General features: G+C 64.7%; 23 protein-coding genes. 15 read left to right on the forward strand and 8 right to left on the reverse strand.

Annotated elements, in window-relative coordinates; genetic code table 11:
- Positions 1-255 precede the first annotated feature (255 nt).
- The 8 genes from LNV23_RS16465 to LNV23_RS16500 all read right to left on the reverse strand — a co-directional run bounded on the left by LNV23_RS16465 (position 256) and on the right by LNV23_RS16500 (position 7,977).
- Complete coding sequence (locus LNV23_RS16465) at positions 256-1,383, reverse strand: NAD(P)/FAD-dependent oxidoreductase (RefSeq protein ID WP_263520205.1); 1,128 nt, start codon at positions 1,381-1,383, stop codon at positions 256-258.
- A gap of 52 nt (positions 1,384-1,435) precedes the next feature.
- Entirely contained in the window at positions 1,436-1,759 is a 324-nt protein-coding gene (gene fdxA, locus LNV23_RS16470) for a ferredoxin FdxA (protein ID WP_263520204.1), read from the reverse strand.
- 88 nt (positions 1,760-1,847) lie between these two features.
- On the reverse strand, positions 1,848-2,633 hold the full coding sequence (cobA, locus tag LNV23_RS16475) for a uroporphyrinogen-III C-methyltransferase (RefSeq protein WP_263563977.1): 786 nt from the start codon (positions 2,631-2,633) through the stop codon (positions 1,848-1,850).
- 32 nt (positions 2,634-2,665) lie between these two features.
- Complete coding sequence (locus LNV23_RS16480; RefSeq protein WP_263563978.1) at positions 2,666-3,985, reverse strand: sulfate adenylyltransferase subunit 1; 1,320 nt, start codon at positions 3,983-3,985, stop codon at positions 2,666-2,668.
- 2 nt (positions 3,986-3,987) lie between these two features.
- The gene (gene cysD / locus LNV23_RS16485) at positions 3,988-4,947 is read right to left on the reverse strand and encodes a sulfate adenylyltransferase subunit CysD (protein ID WP_263563979.1); all 960 of its coding nucleotides are present in this window, start codon (positions 4,945-4,947) and stop codon (positions 3,988-3,990) included.
- Positions 4,944-5,756, reverse strand: coding sequence for a phosphoadenylyl-sulfate reductase (locus LNV23_RS16490; RefSeq protein ID WP_263563980.1), 813 nt, complete (start codon positions 5,754-5,756; stop codon positions 4,944-4,946). Before LNV23_RS16490 ends, cysD begins: the two co-directional genes overlap by 4 nt.
- A complete protein-coding gene (locus tag LNV23_RS16495; RefSeq protein ID WP_263563981.1) occupies positions 5,753-6,241 on the reverse strand; it encodes a DUF934 domain-containing protein in 489 nt (162 codons plus the stop codon). Before LNV23_RS16495 ends, LNV23_RS16490 begins: the two co-directional genes overlap by 4 nt.
- A 23-nt stretch (positions 6,242-6,264) precedes the next feature.
- Positions 6,265-7,977, reverse strand: coding sequence for a nitrite/sulfite reductase (locus LNV23_RS16500; protein ID WP_263563982.1), 1,713 nt, complete (start codon positions 7,975-7,977; stop codon positions 6,265-6,267).
- Between the two features lie 279 nt (positions 7,978-8,256).
- Between LNV23_RS16500 and LNV23_RS16505 the strand changes: the two genes are divergently transcribed.
- The 15 genes from LNV23_RS16505 (at position 8,257) to LNV23_RS16575 (ending at position 23,316) form a co-directional block, all read left to right on the forward strand.
- Positions 8,257-9,183, forward strand: a complete 927-nt coding sequence (locus LNV23_RS16505) for an NYN domain-containing protein (RefSeq protein WP_263563983.1) — start codon at positions 8,257-8,259, stop codon at positions 9,181-9,183.
- 119 nt (positions 9,184-9,302) lie between these two features.
- Complete coding sequence (locus tag LNV23_RS16510) at positions 9,303-9,821, forward strand: DUF1993 domain-containing protein (protein ID WP_263563984.1); 519 nt, start codon at positions 9,303-9,305, stop codon at positions 9,819-9,821.
- Between the two features lie 150 nt (positions 9,822-9,971).
- Entirely contained in the window at positions 9,972-10,112 is a 141-nt protein-coding gene (locus tag LNV23_RS16515; RefSeq protein WP_263520013.1) for a hypothetical protein, read from the forward strand.
- Positions 10,113-10,330: 218 nt separating this feature from the next.
- Positions 10,331-11,902: an FAD-binding oxidoreductase gene (locus LNV23_RS16520; protein ID WP_263563985.1), complete on the forward strand. Its 1,572-nt coding sequence runs from the start codon at positions 10,331-10,333 to the stop codon at positions 11,900-11,902.
- A gap of 61 nt (positions 11,903-11,963) precedes the next feature.
- Positions 11,964-12,389, forward strand: coding sequence for a gamma-butyrobetaine hydroxylase family protein (locus tag LNV23_RS16525; protein WP_263563986.1), 426 nt, complete (start codon positions 11,964-11,966; stop codon positions 12,387-12,389).
- Positions 12,390-12,453: 64 nt separating this feature from the next.
- Positions 12,454-13,185 carry a bifunctional demethylmenaquinone methyltransferase/2-methoxy-6-polyprenyl-1,4-benzoquinol methylase UbiE gene (gene ubiE / locus LNV23_RS16530; protein ID WP_263520009.1) on the forward strand — a complete coding sequence of 244 codons (732 nt, stop codon included), beginning with the start codon at positions 12,454-12,456 and terminating at the stop codon, positions 13,183-13,185.
- A 362-nt stretch (positions 13,186-13,547) separates the two neighbouring features.
- Positions 13,548-14,564 carry an EpsD family peptidyl-prolyl cis-trans isomerase gene (locus LNV23_RS16535; protein ID WP_263563987.1) on the forward strand — a complete coding sequence of 339 codons (1,017 nt, stop codon included), beginning with the start codon at positions 13,548-13,550 and terminating at the stop codon, positions 14,562-14,564.
- An 8-nt stretch (positions 14,565-14,572) separates the two neighbouring features.
- The gene (epsE, locus tag LNV23_RS16540) at positions 14,573-15,424 is read left to right on the forward strand and encodes a polysaccharide export protein EpsE (RefSeq protein ID WP_263563988.1); all 852 of its coding nucleotides are present in this window, start codon (positions 14,573-14,575) and stop codon (positions 15,422-15,424) included.
- 9 nt (positions 15,425-15,433) lie between these two features.
- Positions 15,434-16,843, forward strand: coding sequence for a chain length determinant protein EpsF (gene epsF, locus LNV23_RS16545; protein ID WP_263563989.1), 1,410 nt, complete (start codon positions 15,434-15,436; stop codon positions 16,841-16,843).
- Between the two features lie 38 nt (positions 16,844-16,881).
- Positions 16,882-17,769, forward strand: a complete 888-nt coding sequence (locus tag LNV23_RS16550) for a polysaccharide biosynthesis tyrosine autokinase (protein ID WP_263563990.1) — start codon at positions 16,882-16,884, stop codon at positions 17,767-17,769.
- Positions 17,770-17,771: 2 nt separating this feature from the next.
- Positions 17,772-18,677 carry an exosortase B gene (xrtB, locus tag LNV23_RS16555; protein ID WP_263563991.1) on the forward strand — a complete coding sequence of 302 codons (906 nt, stop codon included), beginning with the start codon at positions 17,772-17,774 and terminating at the stop codon, positions 18,675-18,677.
- A gap of 2 nt (positions 18,678-18,679) precedes the next feature.
- Positions 18,680-19,357, forward strand: coding sequence for an exosortase-associated protein EpsI, B-type (gene epsI / locus LNV23_RS16560; RefSeq protein ID WP_263563992.1), 678 nt, complete (start codon positions 18,680-18,682; stop codon positions 19,355-19,357).
- Between the two features lie 63 nt (positions 19,358-19,420).
- Complete coding sequence (locus LNV23_RS16565; protein WP_263563993.1) at positions 19,421-20,938, forward strand: oligosaccharide flippase family protein; 1,518 nt, start codon at positions 19,421-19,423, stop codon at positions 20,936-20,938.
- A 4-nt stretch (positions 20,939-20,942) separates the two neighbouring features.
- The gene (locus tag LNV23_RS16570) at positions 20,943-22,394 is read left to right on the forward strand and encodes an O-antigen ligase family protein (protein WP_263563994.1); all 1,452 of its coding nucleotides are present in this window, start codon (positions 20,943-20,945) and stop codon (positions 22,392-22,394) included.
- Positions 22,387-23,316, forward strand: a complete 930-nt coding sequence (locus LNV23_RS16575) for a glycosyltransferase family 2 protein (protein WP_263563995.1) — start codon at positions 22,387-22,389, stop codon at positions 23,314-23,316. Before LNV23_RS16570 ends, LNV23_RS16575 begins: the two co-directional genes overlap by 8 nt.
- The last annotated feature ends 106 nt before the right edge of the window (positions 23,317-23,422 follow it).

Raw genomic sequence — 23,422 nt, forward strand, 5'->3', positions numbered from 1 at the left:
GCGGGCTGCGAAACGGCGGGCTGTGCCTCAAATGCTTCCCTGCGCGAGGATTACCTCGTGCCGATCTGGTGATCGGCATGGCAGCCGAAGCTGCCTATCAGGTTCAAAGGGACTTTCTCAGCCAGCTCAATGAATGAGCCAGCACCCCTAGCGAATTCGCCCAAGGTCATGAAGCCTGGACGAGGTGGCATTGTAAGCCGCCATGAAAAATGCCCGCGGTCTGCGGGCATTCGGTGTTGCTGTGCTTGAGCCGAATCAGTCGAAGACGGGAGATTCCACGCCCAGAACTTTATGGAGCTTCGGGCTGGTCGTCGTGTACTGCAGATGCACGCGCTTGTCCGGGTTGATGTAGGGCATGGAGCCGAAGGCAGCCAGGGCGCATTCATGGAAGCCCGAGAGGATCAGCTTCTTCTTGCCGGGATAGGTGTTCACATCACCGACGGCGAAGATACCCGGCACGCTGGTCTGGAACTTCTCGGTGTCGACGACGATCTGCTTGCGCTCCAGGGCCAGGCCCCACTCGGCGATCGGGCCCAGCTTCGGGCTCAGGCCGAAGAACACCAGCACCTGGTCGCAAGGCACGACGCGGGTCACGCCGTCACCGCCGGTGACCTTGAGGTTGGTCAGCTTGCCGTCGGCTTCGACGATGTCGCTGACCTGGCCGACTTCGAACTGCATCTCGTAGGCTTCGCAGAGCTCGCGCATCTTGGCCACGCTGGCCGGGGCGGCGCGGAAGCCGTCGCGGCGGTGCAGCAGGATCACGCTCTCGGCCTTGTGGGCGCCGCCGTCCTCATTGCCGGCGCAGAAGTTCAGCGCCCAGTCCAGGGCCGAGTCGCCGCCGCCGATGATCACCAGGTTCTTGCCGGCGAACTGCTCGGGGTTGCGCACGCGGTAGTGCAGCTGCGAGCCTTCGTACTTGTCGATGCCGTCGACCTTGAGCGTTCGGGGCTGGAAGGAGCCCACGCCGCCGGCGATGAAGATGGTCTTGGTCAGGAAGCTGGTGCCCTTGCTGGTGGCGACGAAAAAGCGGCCATCGTCCTGCTTGAGCACGGTGGTCACTTCCTGGCCCAGATGGAAGGTCGCGCCGAAAGGCTCGATCTGCTTCATCAGGTTGTCAGTCAGCTCCTTGCCGGTGCAGATGGGCACGGCCGGGATGTCGTAGATCGGCTTGTCCGGGTAGAGCTCGATGCACTGGCCACCGGGGTAGGCCAGGGAGTCGATGATGTGGGCCTTGACCTCGAGCAGACCCAGCTCGAAAACCTGGAACAGGCCCACCGGGCCAGCGCCGACGATGACGGCATCGGTCTCAATGGTGTCCGGGCCGGGGGCCAGGAGTTCGTCGGCGGGCGCGGTCGTCGTCTCTACGTTCACTTGGGATTCCATTTCTTGGCCGGGCCCCGTTCAGGCCCTGCTTCAGCAGTTATTACGAAGTCGTTCAGCGGATCAGCTCGGGCAACTTGTCCGTGCGGTCCTTCCAGTCATCGGCGTCGGGCAGGGCGCCCTTGCGCTTGGTGATGCTGGGCCACTTCTTGGCCAAATCGGCATTGAGCTTGATCATGTGTTGCATGTTTCCGGGCACATCTTCTTCCGGCACGATGGCGTTGACCGGGCACTCGGGGATGCAGACGGCGCAGTCGATGCATTCATCGGGGTCGATGGTCAGGAAGTTCTGGCCTTCGCGGAAGCAGTCAACGGGGCACACATCGACGCAGTCGGTGTACTTGCAGCGGATGCAGGATTCGAGGACGACGTGGGTCATGGTGGATCAGCTCGTGTAGTTGGGGCCAGAGTCGCTGCTGGGGCTGGCCTGTTCGGGCGTGGCGCAAAGCGGCGGCAAAAGGCGGATTTTAATCAATGAGGCTGCGGGTCAGGCCTTGATGGGACGCAAGACCCGGCGTGATGGTGGAATTTGTGGGCGCAAAGCGGCTCGCCGAGGCCAGGGCGCGGGCGCCGGCGCCCACGGTGACCACGGTTGGCCGGCCCCGGTGCAGCAGGGAAGCGGCGGCCAGCTCGGCCACCGTGTGGTCGCTGCTCAAGGCATCGGCACAGCCGGCGCGTGAGACCGCGGCCACTGGCGTGTCCGCTGGCCAGCCGGCTTCTAGCAGCTTGCGGCCCAGGGCGGCCAGCTGGCGGCCGGCCATGTAGAAAACCTCGGTGTCGGCACTGCGGGCGGCTTGCAGATCGCCGTCCTTGGTCATTGCCGTGGTCAGGCTGACGCTGCGGCCGGCGCCGCGGCGGGTCAGTGGCCGCTGCAGATGCGCGGCGGCGGCGATGGCCGCGGTCACGCCGGGCACGACTTCGCTGGCAATGCCAGCTTCATGGAGGGCGATCAGCTCTTCTTCGAGGCGGCCAAAGATGCTGGCATCGCCGCCCTTGAGGCGCACGATGCGGCGGCCGGTCCGTGCCTGCTTGACCAGAGCGGCGTTGATGGCCGTCTGTTTGGTCGAGTCGCAAAAGCCGCGTTTGCCCACATCGATCCATTCCGCGTGGGGCGCCAGATCGCGCAGGGCCGGGTCGGTCAGGGCGTCGAACAGCACCACCTCGGCGGCGGCCAGGGCGCGCGCGCCGCGCACGGTGATGAGGTCAGCGGCGCCGGGGCCGGCGCTGACGAAGAGGACGGGTTGTGGGTTCATGGTGCGACTTGTTTCAGGCCGTGGCGCTGGGCTCAGCGCACCAGCAGGGCGCCGCTGGTGCGGTTGCTGCTGGGGTCGACGACGATCAGGCTGCCGCCGACGCGGTTGCTGGCATAGGGCTCCACCGGCAGGGCGGCCTGCACCTCGATCTGCACATGGCCGATCTCGTTGACATTCAGCTGCTCGGCGTCCAGCGGCTGCAGGCTGTGGATGTCCAGGCGGTGCTCGATGGCGCTGATGCGGCCCTGCACCCAGCGGTTGCCGTGGCGCAGCCAGTACTTGCGGCCCGGCACGGCCGGCTCGGTGTCCAGCCAGGCCAGGGTGGCTTTGAAACTTTGTGTCGGCTGGGCCGAACCCGGGGTGACGATCCAGTCGCCGCGCGAGACATCAAGCTGGCGGTCCAGCACCACGCCGGCCGATTCACCGGCCACGCTGTGGCTCACGGTCTCGCCGGCACGGCGCACCTCGGCCACGATGGCCTTCTCACCGCTGGGCAGGATCTGGATCTCGTCGCCGGTCTGGATCTGGCCATGGGCGATGCGGCCCCAGAGGGTGCGCGGCTGGTGGCCGGTGCCTTCTCCCGTTTCACCGGAGTCTCGGGCCACGTATTGCACCGGGATCAAGACCTGACCCTCGACCTTTTCCTGCACGCCCGGCAGGCTTTCCAGCACCTGCAGCAGCGAGGGGCCTTGGTACCAGGTTGCCCATTCACCGTCCAGCGGTTGGGTGACGTTGTCGCCGCGCAGGGCCGAAACCGGCACGATGGCGGTGACGGCAATGCCGGCCTGCTCTGCAAAGGCGCGCAAGGCCTTCTCCACCGCAGCGAAGGCCGGGCCGGGCTGTTCCAAGGCATCGAGCTTGTTGACGGCGAAGACGATGCTGGGCACGCGCAGCAGGTGGGCCAGCAGGCTGTGGCGGCGGGTTTGTGGCAAGAGCTCGACGGACTCGACCGAGGTGTCCAGCTTGGTGATGTCCACCAGCACCACGGCGGCATCGCTGCCGGCGGCGGCCGTCACCATATTGCGGGTGTACTGCTCATGGCCGGGCGCGTCGGCAATGATGAACTTGCGCGTCTTGGTGGCGAAGTAGCGGTAGGCCACATCGATGGTGATGCCTTGCTCGCGCTCGGCCTCCAGGCCATCGGTCAGCAGGCTCAGGTCGATGGGCGCACCGGCGGCGCGCTTTTCCAGGGTGTCCAGCTGGTCGGCCAGGATGGCGCGGGAATCGAACAGCAGGCGGCCAATCAGAGTGCTCTTGCCATCGTCGACGCTGCCGGCCGTGAGAAAGCGCAGGGCGCGGTGGTGGGTGTCCATGTCGGAGTCGTGGATCAGGTGTTCAGCAACGGCGTTCATGATCAGAAATACCCTTCCTTCTTGCGGCGCTCCATCGAGGCCTCAGACGTGCGGTCGTCCATGCGGGTGGCGCCGCGCTCGCTGACGGTCACGGTCAGCGTCTCGGCCACGATGTCGGCGGCCGTGGCGGCCGTGCTTTCCACCGGGCAGGTGCAGGTCATATCGCCCACGGTGCGGAAGCGCACGGTGGCGGTTTCCACCGTCTCGCCGGCCTCGGGTGGCGTCACGTCCGTCAGCGGTACCAGCAAGCCCTTGCGGCGGATCACCGGGCGCTCATGCTTGAAATACAAGCTGGGCAGGGGGATGTTTTCGCGGGCGATGTAGAGCCAGACGTCGAGCTCGGTCCAGTTGCTGATCGGGAAGGCGCGGAAATGCTCGCCCGGGCGGATGCGGGTGTTGAACAGATTCCAGAGCTCGGGGCGCTGCTCCTTGGGCTGCCATTGGCCGAAGCTGTCGCGGTGGCTGAAGATGCGTTCCTTGGCGCGGGCCTTTTCTTCATCACGGCGGGCGCCGCCGATCAGCACATCGAAGCGGTGTTCTTCGATCGCTTCCAGCAGGGTCACGGTCTGGTGGCCGTTGCGCGATTCCAGCGGGTGGGCCAGGCGCACGGTGCCCTTTTTGATCGACTCGTCCATGTGCGCGACGATCAGGCGCTCGCCCATCTCGGCCACGCGCTTCTCGCGGAATTCGATCACTTCGGGGAAGTTGTGGCCGGTGTCCACATGGACCAGGGGGAAGGGCAGGCGACCCTTGAACACATTGCCGGCCACGCGGGTCTTGAAGGCTTTTTCGGCCAGGCGCAGCACCACGCAGGAATCCTTGCCGCTGGAGAACAGCAGGCCCGGGCGCTCGAAAGCAGCGGCCACTTCGCGCAGGATGAAGATGGCTTCTTCTTCCAGATGGTCCAGATGGCGCTGGTCCACCGTGGCGGCCAGTGCTTGCAGATTGAGGGGGGCGTTCATGCCGTGGCTCCTGACTTCAATTCTTCGTTCGAGCGGGCTTGGTGCAAGCCGCACTCCTTGGCGTTCTCGTCCTCCCACCACCAGCGTCCCGAGCGGAAATCCTCGCCGACCGAGATCGCCCGGGTGCAGGGCGCGCAGCCGATGCTGGGCATGAACTGGTCGTGCAAGGCGTTGTAGGGCACTTGGTGGGTGGCGATGTAATGCCAGACATCGGCCCAGCTCCAGTCGGCCAACACATTGAGCTTGACCCGGCCTTGGCCGTCCAGCTCCTCGGCGGGCACTTCGGCGCGGTTCTGGCTTTGCTCGCGGCGCAGGCCGGTGATCCAGGCCGTGCGGCCGGCCAGCATGCGGCCCAGGGGCTCCAGCTTGCGCACGCCGCAGCAGGCCTTGCGCAGGGCCAGGCTCTCGTACATGGCGCGCTCGCCATGTGTTTTGACGAAATGCACCACCTGCTCGGCCACCGGGCGGAAGACCTGCACCGAGAGGCCGTAGCGCGCCTCGATCTGCGGCAGCAGGGCCAGGGTCTCGGCATGCAGGGCGTCGGTGTCCAGAGTGGAGATATCGATGGCCAGGCCGTGGCGTGCGATCAGGTCGGTGATGACCATGTCTTCGGCGCCCAGGCTGCTGCTCTGGATCAGGCCGGCGCCGAAGCGCTCGGCAGCCGCGCGCAACTGGGCGACGCTGGCGGCCACGCGCGCTTCAAAGCCGGGCGTGGCGCGGGCATACAGGCCCACGGCCGAGGCGCTGGCCGCGGCGCCGGGCAGGCTGCTCAGCGAAGAGCTCAGCGAAGAGGCGTCGCCCTCGCTCATGCCGCGCCTCGCGCAAACACCGGCTGGCTGTGGTCCACATCGCCCTGGTAGTGGGCCGGGAAGAAGGCCAGGGCGCGCTCGGCCGCTGCCTGGCTTTCGCCGGCGCGCAGTTGCACCGCGTCAAAGCCGCAGCGGGCCAGCAAGGGCAGCATGTCGACGATCACCTCGCCGGTGGCGCGCACTTCGCCGGCAAAGCGGTAGCGAGCGCGCAGCAGGCGGGCCTGGCTGTAGGCGCGGCCATCCACCCATTTGGGGAACTTCAGGGCCACCAGGGCCAGGCGCGGCAGGTCATGCGCCAGGTCTTCGATGGCGTAGTCATTGGGGACTTCCACGCCGGTGGGCAGGCCGGCCGGCCAGTGGTCGCGCACGGCATGCCATTGCTCCAGGCTCAGCAGCAGGTGGGGCGCCGGGTCCGGGTGCGGCATGGGGCCGTCTTCGCCGAGCACGTGGTGCCATTGGGGATGGGTGCTGTCGATGAATTTCATGGTCGTCGTCGGCTGGGCGGTGGTCATTGGGCGGCGGCAGCGGCATTCGCGCCGGTCAGCGTGCGAACGGCGTTAGCCGGCGCCTTGAAAGGCTCGAGGCCAATGCGGCGCACGGTGTCGATGAAGCGCTCGCTGTGGCCCGCGCGTTGGCTGCGATAGGTCTGCACGATGGACTCGATCACATCCGGCACCTCGTCGGCCGCAAACGAAGGGCCGATCACCTTGCCGGGTACCGGTGCGCCCGAGAGGGTGGAGCCGTCCGAGCCGCCCAGCGAGATCTGGTACCACTCCTTGCCGTCCTTGTCGACGCCGAGGATGCCGATGTGGCCGCTGTGGTGGTGGCCGCAGGAGTTGATGCAGCCGCTGATGTGCAGGTCGATGTCGCCGATGTCGTACTGCTCGTCCAGGTCCTCGAAGCGCTCGGTGATGGCCGCGGCCACGGGGATCGAGCGCGCATTGGCCAGGGCGCAGAAGTCGCCGCCGGGGCAGGCGATCATGTCGGTCAGCAGGCCGATATTGGGCGTGGCGAAGCCCAGCGTGCGGCTGGCTTCAAACAGAGCCGGCAGGTCGGCCTCGCGCACCCAGGTCAGCACCAGGTTCTGGTCGTGGCTGACGCGCAGCTCGCCCAGGCCGAAGCGCTCAGACAGTTCGGCAGCGCCGTCCATCTGCGCGTCGGTGGCGTCACCGGGGGCGATGCCGGCGCGCTTGAGCGACAAGGTCACGGCGCGATAGCCCGGCACGCGGTGGCCGTGGACGTTGCGTTCCAACCAGCGCTTGTAGGGGCCCGCTTCCACGCCCGCGAAGATGTCGCTGCGCTCGCCCGGCTGCACGCCGGCTGGCGTGGTGAAGCTGGCGGCCACGCGGTCCAGTTCCGCCTGCGGGATCAGGTGCTCGCGGCCGCCTTCGTCCAGCTCCAGGATCTGCTTGAACTCGGCGTTCACGTCGTCGAAGAAGGCCTGGCCTTCGGCCTTGACCAGGATCTTGATGCGGGCCTTGTAGGCGTTGTCGCGGCGGCCATAGCGGTTGTAGACGCGCACGATGGCCTCGATGTAGACGAGGATCTGCTGCCAGGGCAGGAACTCGTTGATCACCTGGCCGATGATGGGCGTGCGGCCCATGCCACCGCCGACCAGCACCTGGAAGCCGACCTCGCCGGCCTCGTTCTTCTTCAGCTGCAGGCCGATGTCGTGCCAGGCGATGGCGGCGCGGTCTTCCGCTGCGCCCGAGATGGCGATCTTGAATTTGCGCGGCAGGAAGGCGAACTCGGGGTGCAGGGTGCTCCACTGGCGCAGCACTTCGGCGTAGGGGCGCGGGTCGACGATCTCGTCGGGGGCAATGCCGGCGAAGCAGTCGCTGGTGATGTTGCGGATGCAGTTGCCGCTGGTCTGGATGCCGTGCATGTCGACCGCAGCCAGGCGGTCCATCACATCGGCGGCCTGGGGCAGGGGGATCCAGTTGTACTGCAGGTTCTGGCGCGTGGTGAAGTGGCCATAGCCGCGGTCAAAGTCGCGGGCAATGCCGGCCAGGGCACGCAGCTGGGCGCTGGACAGCACGCCATACGGCACGGCCACGCGCAGCATGGGCGCATGGCGCTGCACATACCAGCCGTTCTGCAGACGCAAGGGGCGGAACTCTTCGTCGCTCAGGGTGCCGGCCAGATTGCGTTCGAGCTGGTCGCGGAACTGCGCGGCGCGGGCGTGGACGAACTGGCGGTCGAAGTCGGTGTACTGGTACATGGCTTTGCTTGGTTGTTTGCTGCGCGGAATTCGGCCGGCAATGGCACAGGTCCTCATGGACGGGCAGTGCCGGCAGTTGCCGGTCGGACGCCCGCAAGCGTCTCAGGGTCGGGACTTTATGCAGATTTCATATATCCTCAAACTATTAATTCGTAGATTGCTTATCCTGGTTTGAATATATGAAAGGCCAGAACAGGCTGGCCGGCACGGGGTCTGCCGCAGGCTTGTCATGACCCGGGGGCGATACTGGCGGCCCCGCAGCTCTGTCCTCCGCTCGCCATGACCTCTTTCCCGCACCCGCGCAGCGAAGTCACCAAGGTTGCCGTCTACTGGGATTTCGAGAACCTCCATGCGGTCTTGGCCAATGCCGCCCATGGCGACGGCGCCTACCGGGAAAACCGGCTCAAGCCGCAGCCGGTGTTCGTGGACCTGAACCCCATCCTGGAGTACGCCGCCTCGCTGGGCGACATCATCATCAACCGCGCTTACGGCAACTGGCAGTTCTTCGCCAACTACCGCCATGTGCTCAATGAAGCGGGCGTGGACCTGATCCAGATGTTCCCGCGCGGCCAGAACATGAAGAACAGCGCCGACATCCGCATGGCCTTGGACGCGCTCAGCGATGTGCACAACCACCCGCACCTGAGCCATGTGGTGGTGATCTCCAGCGACAGTGACTTCATCAGCCTGGCGCAGAAGGTCAAGCAGGCCGGGCGTTTCATCGCCGGTGTCGGCGTGGCTGGGGTCAGCAATCGCTTCTGGACTGCCAGCTGCAACGAATTCAAGTTCTACCAAAACCTGCTGGCGGCCTCACTGGCGGTGCGTGGGCCACAGGACGAGGCCCAGCCGGCGGCGGCGCTGCTGGGTGGCGTGTTGCCGAGCGCGGAAGAAGCGGAAGACACCGAGGTGGTCGGCTCGCCTTCGCTGGTCGAGGCGCGCGGCGCGCTGCAGCGGGCGCTGACGCAGCTGGTGGACCGCAATGGCGAAAACTACGTCTCGCGCAGTGCGCTCAAGGTCTTCATCAAGCGCCTGCTGCCGTCTTTTGACGAGCAGGCCCTGGGCTGCAGCAATTTCTCCGAGTTCCTCAAGCGCTTTCCCGAGCTGGTGAGCGAGATCGACAATCTCAGCGGCGGCCATGTCGCCCGAGTCGGTCATCCGGTCGGTCAGGGGATGGCCGAGCCCGAGGGCGAGTCGGCGCTTGATTGATTGAGGGCTTGGTGGCGCGGCCAGCGCCCTTGTGGCTTCGCTGCCAGAATGCGCGGCCAGGGGTGGCACTCCTGCCGCCCATGCCCCACCCACACACTCCCACTTCGCGAGACCGCACCATGACCCACCCCACACCGTTTCTGCAGCAAGCCAGCGTGCCCGTCTTCAAGCAAATGCTGGGCGGCCTGGCCGATGTGCTGAACAAGGCCGAGGCCCATGCCACGGCACGCAATATCGACCCCCAGGTGCTGCTGCAGTCGCGTCTGTTCCCGGACATGTTCGCGCTGCTGCGCCAAGTCCAGGTGGCCTGCGACTTCGCCAAGGGCGTGAGCGCCCGACTGGCCGGCGCCGAGGTGCCCAGCGTGGCCGATGACGAAACCAGCTTCGCCGAGCTGCACGCGCGCATTCAGAGCACCATCGCCTTCATCGACAGCCTGCCGGCCGCCGACTTCGAAGCCGCCGGTGAGCGCGAGATCGTCCTGCGCCCTGGCACGCCCAAAGAGCGCCGCTTCGCAGGCCAAGCCTATCTGCTGAACTACGGCCTGCCGCAGTTCTTCTTCCATGTGACCACGGCCTACGCCATCCTGCGTCACAACGGCATCGAGCTGGGCAAGAAGGACTATATGGGCGCGTACTGATCGCTAAGCCCCGGGCTTCTTTCCCCTCAGGGTTTGAGAGCCGGGTGCACCCTCTGCGCTTCATGTCAAACTGTCGAGCGGTTTTTCGAGCACGCTGGAAACAACCATTCGTCAATCTGTGCAGCATGCACGCCAACTGAGGAGCGACTCATGGCCAAAGGTCAGCAAAAGAGCAACAAGGAAACCAAGAAGCCCAAGAAGGACAGCTCGCCGCCGAAGCCGATTTCCAGTGGCGCGGTGATGCCCACCGTCACCACCGTGGTGCCGGATCGCAGCAAGAAGGCCAAGTAAGCCAGCGCCTCGGGCACCTTCGGCGCCTGCACGCTGTCGCACAGGCCAGAAGAAAACAGGCCACGGTTGCTTCCCAGCAGCCGTGGCTTTTCTCTTTCATGGTCGCTCGGCTGCGCTGCGCCTCCGCACAAGCCCTGCTGCATGCTGTTGAATTTGGTTCTAGACTGGTTCTTAATTGGATCTAGTCTGGTCCACATATGGCAAGAGGGAGCAGGTGCATGGACAGAAGGCGATTTCTGGCCTGGGGCGGCGCGGGCGGTTTGGCAGCCACGGGTTTGCCGGGCTGCGGCGGTGGCGGGGCGGGCACCGATGCAGTGCCATCGCCAGCTCCCGCACCCGCTCCTACGCCGGCCCCAGCACCGGCGCCGGCACCGGCTGGCCCGGACACTGCGGAATGGCAAGGCCTGGCCGGCCAGCTCCAGGGTCAGCTCTTGCGCCCCGGCGATTCCAGCTATGACAGCCAGCGTTTGCTCGCCAATGCTCGTTACGACGCCTTGCTGCGCCCGGCCGGCCTGGTGCGCTGCGCCGGCGCGGCCGATGTCAGCGCCGCCCTGGCCTTCGCGCGCCGCAACAGCCTGGCTCTGACGCCGCGCAGCGGCGGCCACAGCTATCTGGGGGCGTCCAGCGGCCCCGGCCTGGTGATCGATGTCGGGCCAATGAATGCGGTGCGCCTGGACGGTGAAATCGCCACGGTCGGTGCCGGCGCCACGCTCGGGGATGTCTATCGGGCCTTGATCGATCAAGGCCGCTGCATCCCCTCGGGCAGTTGCCTCAGCGTGGGCATAGCCGGCATCACCCTGGGCGGCGGTTTCGGCGTGCTCGACCGGGCCCAAGGATTGAGCTGTGACACCGTGGTTGGCGCCACCGTCATCAATGCCGAAGGTCTGGCCTTGGTCTGCGACAGCACCCACAACAGCGATCTGTTCTGGGCCTTGCGAGGCGGTGGCGGTGGCAATTTTGGTGTGCTGACCGAGCTGCGCTTTCAGACCCACGCGGTCGGCCCCCTGCTGCAATTCAGCGCCGAATTCGCACTCGATGATTTCGAGGCGGTGCTGGCTGCTTGGCAAAGCTGGCCCGAGCAGGGCTTGCCTGATTCCGCCTGGGCGCAGCTGAGTGCCTCGCCAGCGGCGGGCAGCTGCCGGCTCTGGGGGCTGGCGCAAGGCGCGCACAGCGAGGCCACCTTGTTCGCGCCGCTGTGGCAGGCCTTGCTGGCCCGCATCGGTCGCCCGCCGCTGGGCAGCCCGAGTTTGCAGGCGCGCAGCTACCGCGAGTTCCTGCTCGGCGATTGCGCCGGCCTGAGCCCGGCCCAATGCCATCTGCCGGCCCAGAACCCGGTCGGCCTGCTGCGCCGGGTGGCCATGGCGGCCAGCTCGGACTTCTTTGACCACATCGTGCCGCCGGCCGGTGCGCGCGCCTTGGGCGAGGCCTTGCGCGCCCGGCGCGGCCAGGGCCCGGGCGCACTGATCCTGAACCTGATGGGCGGCGCGATCACCCGGGTGGCTCCGGATTCCACGGCCTTCGCCCACCGCGCGGCGCGCTTCAGCGCCCAGTACCTGGCCGAGCTGGCGCCGACCGCCGCCGCCGCCGCGGTGGACGAGGGTGCCCGCTGGACCCATGGCCTGCGCGAGCTGATGCAGCCCTGGAGCAGTGGCGGCGCTTACCTGAACTACCCCGACGCCGCCATCGCCCAGCCCTTGTCTGCCTATTTCGGCGCCCATCTGGCCCGTTTGCAGCAGATCAAGCAGGCCCAGGATCCGGCCGGGGTGTTCAAGACCATGCAAGGGCTTTAGCCCGGCAAAGTTACACTGGCCGCCCAGCGTTTCTCACGCGTTTCTTGCGCCCCCGACAACCATGGCCGGCCTCAGCCCCGACTCACCCAGCCCGACCGACATCACTGTGCACCAGCAGAGCCGGGTGTTGGAGGTGGCGTTTTCCGACGGCGCGCGTTTCCGCATCCCCTTCGAGTTGATGCGCGTCTACAGCCCCTCGGCCGAGGTGCAGGGCCATGGGCCGGGCCAGGAAACGCTGCAGACCGGCAAGCGCGAGGTGCAGATCACCGGCCTGGAGCCGATTGGCCATTACGCCGTGCGGCCGCAGTTTTCCGACGGCCACGACAGCGGCCTGTTCACCTGGGACTATCTCTACCGCTTGGGCCGCGAAGAGGCGCAACTGTGGCGCGACTATGAAGCGCGCCTGGCGGCAGCCGGCCTCAGCCGCGATGCGGCCATGAAGCCGGCGGCGGCCGCAGGCGGCGGCCATGGCTGCGCCAGCCATTGAACGCACGAACGAGCAAGCGCAGGCCGCACGGCGCCGCAACCACATTTTTTGAGAGCACCGCACCATGAGCAGCACCCATTTCGGCTTCCAAACGGTTGACGAGCGCGAGAAAGCCAGCCGCGTGCGCGGCGTCTTCGACTCGGTGGCGTCGAAGTACGACGTCATGAACGACCTGATGTCCATGGGCATGCACCGGGCTTGGAAGGCCTACACCGTGGCCGTCGCCAATCTCAAGGCCGGTGATCGGGTTCTGGACATCGCCGGCGGCACCGGTGACCTGTCGCGCGCCTTTGCCAAGAAGGTGGGCGAGAGCGGCATGGTGGTGCATACCGACATCAACGAAGCGATGCTGCGCCAGGGCCGCAACCGCCTGCTCGATGAAGGCCTGATCCTGCCGACCAATCTGTGCGACGCTGAAAAGCTGCCCTACAAGGCCGGCAGCTTCGACCTGGTCAGCGTGGCCTTCGGCCTGCGCAATATGACCCACAAGGACCAGGCCCTGGCCGAGATGTGCCGTGTGCTCAAGCCCGGTGGCCGACTGCTGGTGCTGGAGTTCTCCAAGGTGGCCGCGCCCTTGCAGAAGCCCTATGACTGGTATTCCTTCAAGATCCTGCCCAAGCTGGGCCAGATGATTGCCGGCGATGCCGAGAGCTACCGCTACCTGGCCGAGTCCATCCGCATGCACCCGGGCCAGCAGGAGCTCAAGGCCTTGATGAAGACGGCCGGCTTCGGCCATGTTGATGTGCACAATCTGAGCGCCGGTGTGGTGGCTCTGCATGCCGGCATCAAGTGCTGAACGCGGGAGCGTGAAGGCCGGCTTGAGGTGAGCTGCGCGCTTTGCAGGTGGGCGATCTGAAGCCCGATCAAATCGGCCATTGCCGATTGTGACTATTCGAAATGACACATTCATTTCGATCCCTGATGGAGGCTATTCAGGGTATTCCCTGGATTGCTGAATCTCGACCCGGCGAGCGGGTCGCCACTGCGGGTAAATCGTGAGAAAGAACCCCCCCTGATCACCGGTCGGGCTGGGGTGAATTGTCATTTTCCAAAGTTACACTCGCTCGTCCCAGAGAGGGCGAGGTTGCATGCTGCATTGCAGCATCAGTTTTGGCGCCCGAAGCCGGCGCATTGCGCAAGTAGAGAGAAAGACAAGCCATGTACCTGACGAATCAAGAAAATGCCCGCGCTGTGAACGGCTCGGCTGGTTTTGCCGGCTTGCGCGTCGCTGCGGTCGCCGCTGCGGTCGTGGCCGTGATGCTGGCGGGTTGTGGTGAGGGCAGCAAGTCCGACAAGGCGTCGCAAACGGCCGCCAAGGTCAACAAGGAAGAGATCACCGTTCACCAGATCAACTTCGTGCTGCAGCGCCAACAAGGCCTCAAGCCGGAGCAGGCTGAAGCCGCCAGCAAGCAGGTGCTGGAGCGTTTGATCGAGCAGGAGCTGGCGGTGCAGAAGGCGCAAGAGCTGAAGCTCGACCGCGATCCGCGTGTGGTGCAGCAGATTGAAGCCGCGAAGCGCGAAATCATCGCCCGCGCTTACGTCGAGCGGATCGGCGAATCGGTCGCCAAGCCGACCAGCGAGGAAGTGGCCCAGTATTACAACGAGAAACCCGCGCTCTTCAAGGATCGCCGTATTTACAGCTTGCAGGAATTGGCCATCGAAGCCAAACCCGAGCAGTTTGGTCAATTGCGCCAGAAACTCGAAAGCGCCAAGAATATTGGCGAGTTTGCTGAGTTTCTCAAGGCCAACGATTTCCGCTTCACCGGCAACCAAGCCGTGCGTGCTGCAGAGCAGCTGCCGCTCAATGGCCTGGAGTCGATCGCGCGCATGAAGGATGGCGACTCTGCCGTCACTCAAACCGCCAACGGCATCACCGTGCTGTTCCTGGTCGGCTCGCGCAGCCAGCCGGTGGACGAGGCACGTGCCCGCCCGGCCATCGAAGCCTTCCTGGTCAACCAGCGCAAGACCGAGGTCGTGCAGAAGGACATCAAGGGTCTGCGTGACGCGGCCAAGATCGACTACATCGGCAAGTTCGCCGGTGGCCCGGCAGCCGCCGCATCGGCTGCAGCAATGCCCGCTCCGACCGCCGCTCCGGCTGCGCCGGTCGAGGCACCGGCGCCTGCCGCCAGCGGCCTCAATGCTGCTGACATCTCCAAGGGTATGGGCCTGAAGTGAAGCGCATCATGACGAAGAAGTCCTTGTCTCTTTCCTCTCTGAGCGGGCTGGCGCTGGTGGCTGCATTGGCCGCCGTCCAGGCTCCTGCCGCTGCGCAGACCTCGGCCACGGTCGGTGCTGGCGCGGCTGCCACGCTGGAGTACCGGCTTGGTTCCGGCGACGTGCTGCGCATCTCGGTCTACCAAAATCAGGACCTGACGCTGGAAACCCGGGTTGCCGAAAGCGGCATGATCTCCTTTCCGCTGCTGGGCAATATCCGCATCGGCGGTCTGAGCGCCACGCAGGCTGAGAAGCTGATCGCTGACGGCCTGAAGAACGGCAACTTCGTTAAAAACCCGCAAGTCACCGTGGTGGTGTTGCAGGTCAAGGGCAACCAGGCCAGCGTCTTGGGCCAGGTCAACCGCCCGGGCCGCTACCCGATCGAAACCGCCGATATGCGCTTGACCGATCTGCTGGCCAATGCCGGCGGCATCGCCGTCACCGGCGCCGAAGTGCTGGTGCTCAGCGGCACGCGTAACGGCCAGCCATATCGTGCTGAGATCGACCTGCCCGGCATCTTCGAGCCCGGCGGCCGCGAGCAAGATGTGCTGATCCAGAACGGCGACGTCGTCTGGGTCGAGCGCGCGCCCATGGTCTATATCTACGGCGAAGTGCAGCGCCCCGGCCCGATGCGTCTGGAGCGTGGCATGACCGTCATGCAATCGCTGGCCACTGGCGGCGGTATCACCCAGCGCGGCACCGAAAAGGGCATCCGCGTGCATCGCAAGGGCCCGGACGGCAAGGTCCAAGTGCTGCAGATCCCGATGGACGAAAGCCTGCGGGACGGCGACGTGGTGTATGTCAAAGAGAGCTTGTTCTAAGGGTACGGTATGACATTCGGACAATTTATCGCCATCCTGCAAGCGCGCTGGAAACTGGCCGTGTTGGTGTTGATCGCCACGGTCGCAGTGGTCATGGCCATCACCGTGGTCTTGCCCAAGCAGTACACGGCCACGGCCAGCTTTGTGGTCGACGCCAAGCCCGATCCCTATTCCGCCATCACCTATGGCGCCATGATCACCCCGGCTTTCATGACCACACAGGTCGACATCATCCAGAGTGATCGCGTCGCGCAACGTGTCGTGCGTTCCTTGAAGTTGACTGAGAACCCTCAGGTCCGGGAAAAGTGGCAGGAAGCTACGGAGGGCAAGGGCAGCGTCGAAGTCTGGCTCGCAGAGTCTTTCCAGAAGAACCTCGATGTTCGCCCCTCCCGTGAGTCCAATGTAGTCACCGTTTCCTACAAGGCCGAGGACCCGAAGTTCGCCGCTGGCTTGGCCAATGCCTTTGTGCAGGCTTATCTGGATACCGTGCTGGAGTTGAAGGTTGACCCGGCCAAGCAGTACAGCAGCTTCTTCGACTCGCGCGCCAAAGACGCCCGCGGTACATTGGAAGCCGCCCAGGTCAAACTGAGCGCCTTCCAGCGTGAGAAGGGCATCATCAACGCCGATGAACGCCTGGACGTCGAGAACGCTCGTCTGAACGAGTTGTCCTCGCAACTGGTCGGTCTGCAGGCCATCACCTCTGAGTCTGGCAGCCGCAACGCGCAAGCCACCGGGAGTTCCGGTGAGCGCATGCAGGAAGTGCTGAACAACCCCATCGTCGGCACTTTGAAGGCTGACCTGTCGCGTGCCGAAGTGCGCCTGCAGGAAGTCAATGCACGTCTCGGCGACAGCCACCCACAGGTGGTCGAGCTGAAGGCCAATATTGCCGAACTGCGCATCAAGATCAGCGAAGAAACCCGCCGCATCACCGGCGGAGTCGGCGTCACCAACACCATCAACCGTCAGCGTGAGACGCAGCTGCGCGCCGAACTGGAAGCTCAGCGTGCCAAGGTGTTGCAGATGAAACAAGTGCGTGACGAGGGTGCCGTGCTGTCGCGTGATGTTGAGAACGCCCAGCGCGCCTACGACTCGGTGCAGGCCCGCCTGACCCAGTCCAGCTTGGACAGCCAGTCCACGCAGAGCAATGTCAGCGCCCTGACGGTGGCCTCGCCGCCGCTGGAGCCGTCTAGCCCGCGCTCTTTCCTGAACGCCCTGATCGCGGTGTTCGGTGGCACCTTGCTCGGCGTGCTTGCGGCTTTCTTCAAGGAAGTTTCCGATCGCCGCATCCGCACCGTGGAAGACATCTCGGCCAGCCTGGGCATCGCCGTCATCGGCGTCATGCCCAAGCCCGGCTCGGCCAAGTCCGGCCAGCTGGCCACGGCGGCTGCACAGCGTCGCGTGATCGGCCATAGCGCCTGAGTGCTTGCGCTCCCAGAGAACAAAAGAGGATTGAGAACATGAGCGAAGCAAATGCGGGGCAGAGCGCTCCCGATGCGGGCAAGGAACTGAAGGACCGTTCGATTGGTTCGATCATTGCCGAGACGCGCGACCTCTCCGCCGACCAGGTGGCTCGCGTGCTGAACTATCAGCGCGAGAAGAACGTCCGCTTCGGCGAGGCGGCCATCGCTCTGGGCTTTGCCAATGCGGACGATGTGCTGTTCGCCCTGGCGCAGCAGTTCCACTACCCCTATGCCCCTGAAGTCAGCCGCAATCAGAACGCCGAGCTGATCACCTTGAACCAGCCGTTCTCGGCCCAGGCCGAGTTCTTCCGCGCGGTGCGCAGCCAGCTGATGATGCGGGTGTTCAATGAGCAGCAGTCGCCGCGTCGTGCTTTGGCTGTGGTCAGCGCCAACCAAGGCGATGGCAAGAGTTTTTTTGCCGCCAATCTGGCCGTGACTCTGGCCCAGCTCGGCGGTCGCACGTTGCTGATCGATGCCGACCTGCGCGGCCCGCGCCAGCACGAAGTCTTTGGTGTACAGAACACCTCGGGCCTGTCGGGCATCTTGGCCGGTCGCACGGAAGGCCAGGCCATCCAGCCGATCAAGGGCGTGCCGAACCTGTTCCTGCTGCCCGTTGGCATCACGCCGCCAAACCCGCTGGAGCTGCTTGAGCGCCCGGCCTTTGGCCTGCTGCTGCGCGAGCTGGTGTCCAAGTTCGATTACGTGATCGTGGATACGCCGGCAGCCGAGCTCGGCTCCGATGCGGTGGTCATCGCCTCGCGCTGTGGGGCGGCGATGCCGCTGGCGCGCAAGAGCGAATCCAAGCTGGCGACGTTCCAGGAGCTGGTGGCGGGCATGGCCGATGCCTCCACCCTCGTCACCGGTGCGGTGCTGAACGAGTACTGATCATGTCGCAGACTCCCGCATCGGCGCCGGCTGGCGCCGACCTCGTGAGGGCGCCTGCGCCTCGCCTGGCTGGCCCTGACCTGGGCGTCCTGGCCTTGGTGTTGTTCGGCTTCGCGGTGATGTTCCTGCCGACCTACTGGAACCTGTCCAGCACTGTCTGGGCCAGTGATGAACAAGGCCACGGTCCCATCATCTTGGCGGTCAGCATCTGGCTGCTGTACCAGCAGCGCCATGCTCTGGTGCAACTGCTGCCACGGCCGGCCTATGTCACGGGCGGCTTGAGCCTGCTTCTAGGCCTGGTGCTTTATGCCTTCGGTCGTTCGCAGTCCATCTGGCTGTTCGAAGTGTCGTCGCAGATCTTTGTATTGGCAGCCCTGGTTCTGGTCCTGGTCGGCGGTGCCGGGCTGAGGCTGATCTGGTTCCCGCTGTTCTTCCTGCTCTTCATGGTTCCCCTGCCCGAGGTGCTGGTGACCGCGCTGACCACGCCCCTGAAGTCGGCCGTGTCGGCGGTGGCCTCGTCCTTGCTCTACAACACCGGTTTCCCGGTGGGTCGGGCCGGTGTCATCTTGACCATTGGCCCTTACCAACTGCTGGTGGCCGATGCCTGTGCCGGCCTGAACTCCATGTTCACGCTGGAAGCGCTCGGCCTGCTGTACATGAAGTTGATGAACTACACCTCGGCGGGGCGCAATGTGACGCTGGCCTTGCTGCTGGTGCCGATCTCCTTTGTCGCCAACATCGTGCGGGTGATGATTCTGGTCCTGGTCACCTACTACTTTGGTGATGCGGCCGGCCAGGGCTTCATTCATGGCTTCGCAGGCATGGTGCTGTTCATGGTGGCTCTGGCCATCATGCTGGTGGTCGACAAGGTTCTGAATTTCTTCTGGGTGACCGACAGGCGCAAGTGATCATGCATTTCAATCGCACTGCAGCCATCGTGATGACGGTGCTGATGCTCGCCTCGGCGGGTGCGGCGCACCGCATGACCCCACGTGTCCATCTGACCGACCAGATCGGCAAGCCCGATCTGGAAACCTTGTTCCCCAAGGCCTTTGGCGCCTGGCGCTTGGACACCAGCATGCCGGTCATCTTGCCGGCGCCCGATGTTCAAGCCCGGCTCGATAAAATCTACAACCAGGTGCTCAGCCGCTCCTACATCAACGCCCAGGGCCAACGCATCATGCTGTCCGTGGCCTATGGCGGCGACCAATCCGACGGCACGCGGGTGCACCGCCCCGAAGTCTGCTACCCGTCGCAGGGCTTCCAGATCCTCAGCAACCAGGCGGCCGAACTGCCGGTGGCCGGTAAGGACCTTCATGTACGCCGGCTGACCGCCAAGCTGTCGCAGCGCATGGAACCCATCACCTACTGGGTCGTGGTGGGCGACCAGGCGGTGCGTTCGGCCACCGAGCAGAAGGTGGCTCAGCTGGCCTACGGTGTGCGCGGCGTCATCCCCGACGGCCTGCTGGTGCGTGTGTCTTCCATTGACGCGAACTCCGAGGCTGCGTTCGCAGTCCAGCAGCAGTATCTGACGGACTTGGCCGGAGCCTTGCAGCCGGCCGCACGCGCGCGCGTCTTCGGCCGGTGAGGCTGAAGCCGTGGCACCCTTGACCTGGTCCCAGCCGCAGGGCGAGCGCCGCTTGAGCTTGCGATGAGCGATATCGCCAGGCAATCGGTTGCCGCAGCCAAATGGGGCGTGTTCGCCGCGGGCGCCCAGTTCCTCATGCAGTTGGCCGTCAACATCCTTGTGGCTCGCTTGCTGGGTCCGGACAGCTACGGTCTGTTCTCCCTGGCCACCCTGGTCCTGCTGCTGGCGACCTTTTTCTCTGAGTTCGGCCTGGGCTGGAGCTTGATGCAGCGCGCCGAAATTGACGACCAAGCGGTGCGCTTCGTCTTCACCTGGCAATGCATCAGCGGCCTGCTGGGCACCTTGATTCTGATGCTGGGTGCGCCGCTGATCGCAGAGTTCCTGCGCGACCTGCGCCTGGTCGAGGTGATCCGCTGGCTGTCGCTGGTCTGTGTGCTCAATGCCATGGCCTCAACGGCCAACAATCTGCTGCGCCGCGAGCTGCGCTTCAAGACCATCGCTGGCCAGCAGATTCAGAGTTATGCCTTCGCCTATGTGCTGGTCGGCATCCCCATGGCCGCTCTGGGCCAGGGCGCCTGGAGCCTGGTGGCGGCCTGGCTATGCCAATCTGTGGTGGGCCTGCTCCTGGCGCTGCGCAACCGGCCCCATGCCGTGCGACCGCTTCTCCGCGTTGCCGCGCCGCGTGAGTACATCAATGTCGGTGCGGTCGTGTTCTGCACCAATATCTGCAACTGGCTGGTCAGCAACGCTGACCGGCTGCTGATCGGTCGCCTGCTCGGTACCCAAGCAGCCGGCTTCTATGCCGTGGGTTACAACCTGGCCACGGTGCCCAACGGCCTGATGATCTCGGCCCTGCAGCCCGCCTTCCTGGCCTCGGGCGCGCGCCTGCAAGACCAGCTGCCGACCTTGCGTAAAGCCTATATCGAGGTTCAGTCCTTCATCTGGCTGTTCGTCGCGCCGGTGTTCCTGGCCGGCGCTCTGTCCAGCCGCGAACTGATCCAACTGCTCTACGGTGCACACTGGGGTGCCAGCGGCCAGGTGCTGGGTCTGCTGTTTCTGGCCATGCCGGCGTATCTGGGCTGGGCGCTGAGCACGCCGATCCTGTGGAACACCGGCCGGCGCCATCTGGAGTCCTTGCTGCAATTGCCGCTCTTGCTGCTGGCCGTGCTGGGCCTGGTCTGGAGCTCAGGCCACGGCCTTATGGCCATGGCGGCGGTGGCGGCGGCCGTCTTCCTGGCGCGTTTTTTGGTGATGGCTGTGCCCGCCTGCGTGGCCTTGGCCGTGCCGGGCCGTCAGCTGCAAGCCCTGGTCTTGCGGGCACTGCTCTTCAATGCGGCCGTCATGGTGGCCGGCTACGCTGCCGGCCTGGGCCTGAGCCTTTGGACCGAAGCACCGCTGGCCTTGCTGCTGGTGCGCAGCACAGCGGCAGGGTCGGTGGCGGTGCTGCTGTGGCTGGCGGCCCCGACCTTGGTCGGCGCGCCGGCCCTGGGATTGCTCGGGCGCTTCATCCCGGGACAATCACGGCTTGCCCGGCACTTTGCCGCGCAAGTGGAACGAATGAACAAGAAAGAAGCGGGTTGAACCCATGAGCATCGTCGTCTTTTTCGGCACCTACATCTTGATGGCCTTCACCATGGCCATCGGCTTTGTGTTCATCATCGGCGGCACCATGCACTTTGGCGTCAAGCGTCCCGATGGCTTCTTGCCCTATTTGTTCGTTCCCATGGTGCTGGCCATCGCCGTGGCCACCATCGCTTCGGCACGGAATCTGGGTCTGGAAGAGCTGGTGCCGGAAGCGGCCGAGCTGGCGGCCGGCGGCAGGGCCGCCAAGTGGATGCAGCGGATCACCTCGATCTTCCTGCTGGTGGCTTCGCTGGAGCGGATTGCCCAGTTCATCCTGGCCAAACGCCAGCCCAGCACGCCGCGCGCGCTGATGCTGACGTATGCGGCCTTCTGGCTGTGCTCGGTGGCCTTGCCGGCGGGCTTGGGTACGCGTCCCACGGTCTCGCACGAATTCATCTACGCCTTGATCATCGGCACGGGTGCCTTGCTCACCACCGAAAACGGCGCGCGGCGCACCATCATCTGGGCGCGCAATGCTTTGTTTGCCTTCATGGCTCTGGGCCTGTTGTTTCTGGTGGTCAAGAAGAATCTGGTGCTGGCGCCCTACGTGGGGGGCTTGATCCCCGGCTTTAACGTGCGTTTCTACGGCTTGTCCAGCGGCCCCAATGCCATGGGGCCCCTGGCTGTGCTGGGCCTGATCTGCCTGTGGTGCATGCCCTTCCAGCGCAAGAGTGTGCAAAGCCTGGCCTGGCTGGTTGGCGTGGTGACGCTGGTGCTGACGCAGTCGCGCACCAGCTGGATTGCTGCTGTCTTGTGCCTGCTGATTCTGTTGTACTACCACTTCCGCGGCCGCTTCAGTGAAGGCTTGGCACGTGGCCGCTACAAGCTGCAGAGCCAGTTCCTGCTGGGCTTGCTGGGGCTGCTGGTGGTCGGGGTGATGGTGGTGCTGGTCTCCGGCGTGCTGGGTGCGCGCATCGACAAGTTCCTGGCCAGCCGTACGGGTGGCGACCTGGTCACCTTGACGGGACGTACCGAAATTTGGGCCGTGGCCATCGACGAGTGGCAACGCAGTCCGCTCTTCGGCTACGGTCCGGCGATGTGGGACGCCTACCACCGCTTCCAGATTGGCTACAGCGCCGCCTTCCACGCCCACAACCAGTTCCTCAATGTGCTGGCCGCTTCGGGGCTGATTGGCCTGCTCAGCTTCCTGGTGTACTTGGTCGCACTGGTGGCGAGGGCGCTGCCGCGCCTGGCGGCCTTCAAGGGCATGCCAGCTGCACTGGGGGCGCTGCTGCTGGTGCGCTCGATCAGCGAGGTGCCGATCAGCCTGCACACCTTCGGCAGCGAATCGCTGTTCCATGTCTTGCTGCTGATGTTGGTGGCGGGCGCGCCGGCCACCGTGCGCTTGCGCAAACCTGTGCAGGCCAGGGCCTGGGCCGACACCGAGCAACACGGGAGCGTGCGCGGTGCCTGATCACGCGCCTTTTTGGTCGGTTGTCATACCGCTCTACAACAAGGGCCCCTATATAGAGGCCACGGTGGCGTCGGTGCTGGCGCAGAGCGATCCGGACTTCGAAATCGTGGTGGTGGACGATGGTTCGCGCGATGAGGGCCCCGATCGGGTGGCGGCCATGTCCGATCCACGCGTACGGCTGATACGGCAGGCCAATGGTGGCGTGTCGGCGGCGAGGAATCGAGGAATTGCTGAGGCTAGGGGAGTTTTTGTTGCCTTTCTGGATGGCGATGACCTATATCACCCTGCTTGTTTGGCAGTTTTGAAAGCCGCTTATGAGCGAAGCCCAGAAATTAAAATTTTGTCGGGCGGATATGAGCGAGTGCCGCATGCGCAGATGGCTGATCATCTTTTCAAGAAAATGATGATTCCGCAGGCTCATGTATTGATTCGGAATTTGCCTCTGGAGTTACTGCGAAGCGGCATGCCATTTTTTACGAGTTCGGTAGCGGTGCGGCGCAGTAGCTTGATGGAAATGGACGAGCCATTCCCTGTCGGCGAGTCAATGGGGGAAGATTTGGATCTTTGGTTTCGCCTCTGCGAGCACGAGCCGATTGCATGGGTGGATATGCCCATTGCCGTGTATAGGGTCGGGATCGCAGATAGTTTGGTGGGTTCTTATCGGGCTAGTGAGTTGCTGCCGGTTTGGTCTCGATTGGAGCATCGTGCTTTGGCCATGAAATCTGGCGAGGAATTGCGTCGAAGTTCGTTGCGTCTGGTTGCGGAGATGCGCTTAACCCTGGCCAGAGTGTTGGCTGCAGAGGGGGCTAAAAATGCTGCGTTCAAACTTTGGGTGTCAGCGTGGCGCAGTATTGGTGGGCGACGGTGGTGGTTCACATTGCTTATACTATTTTCGCCACGCTTTGCGGCATCGGTCCGTTGAATCGACGTTGGGTTGACCTCATAGGCTGGTGGGTTTGTTTGGGAAGTTCAATGATTGGAATATTTAGGCTTGCCCACATTTTGTCGAACTGGGGGGTGCCACTGAT

This window comes from Kinneretia sp. DJ1R-11, assembly GCF_025717595.1.
Classification (GTDB): domain Bacteria; phylum Pseudomonadota; class Gammaproteobacteria; order Burkholderiales; family Burkholderiaceae_C; genus Paucibacter_A.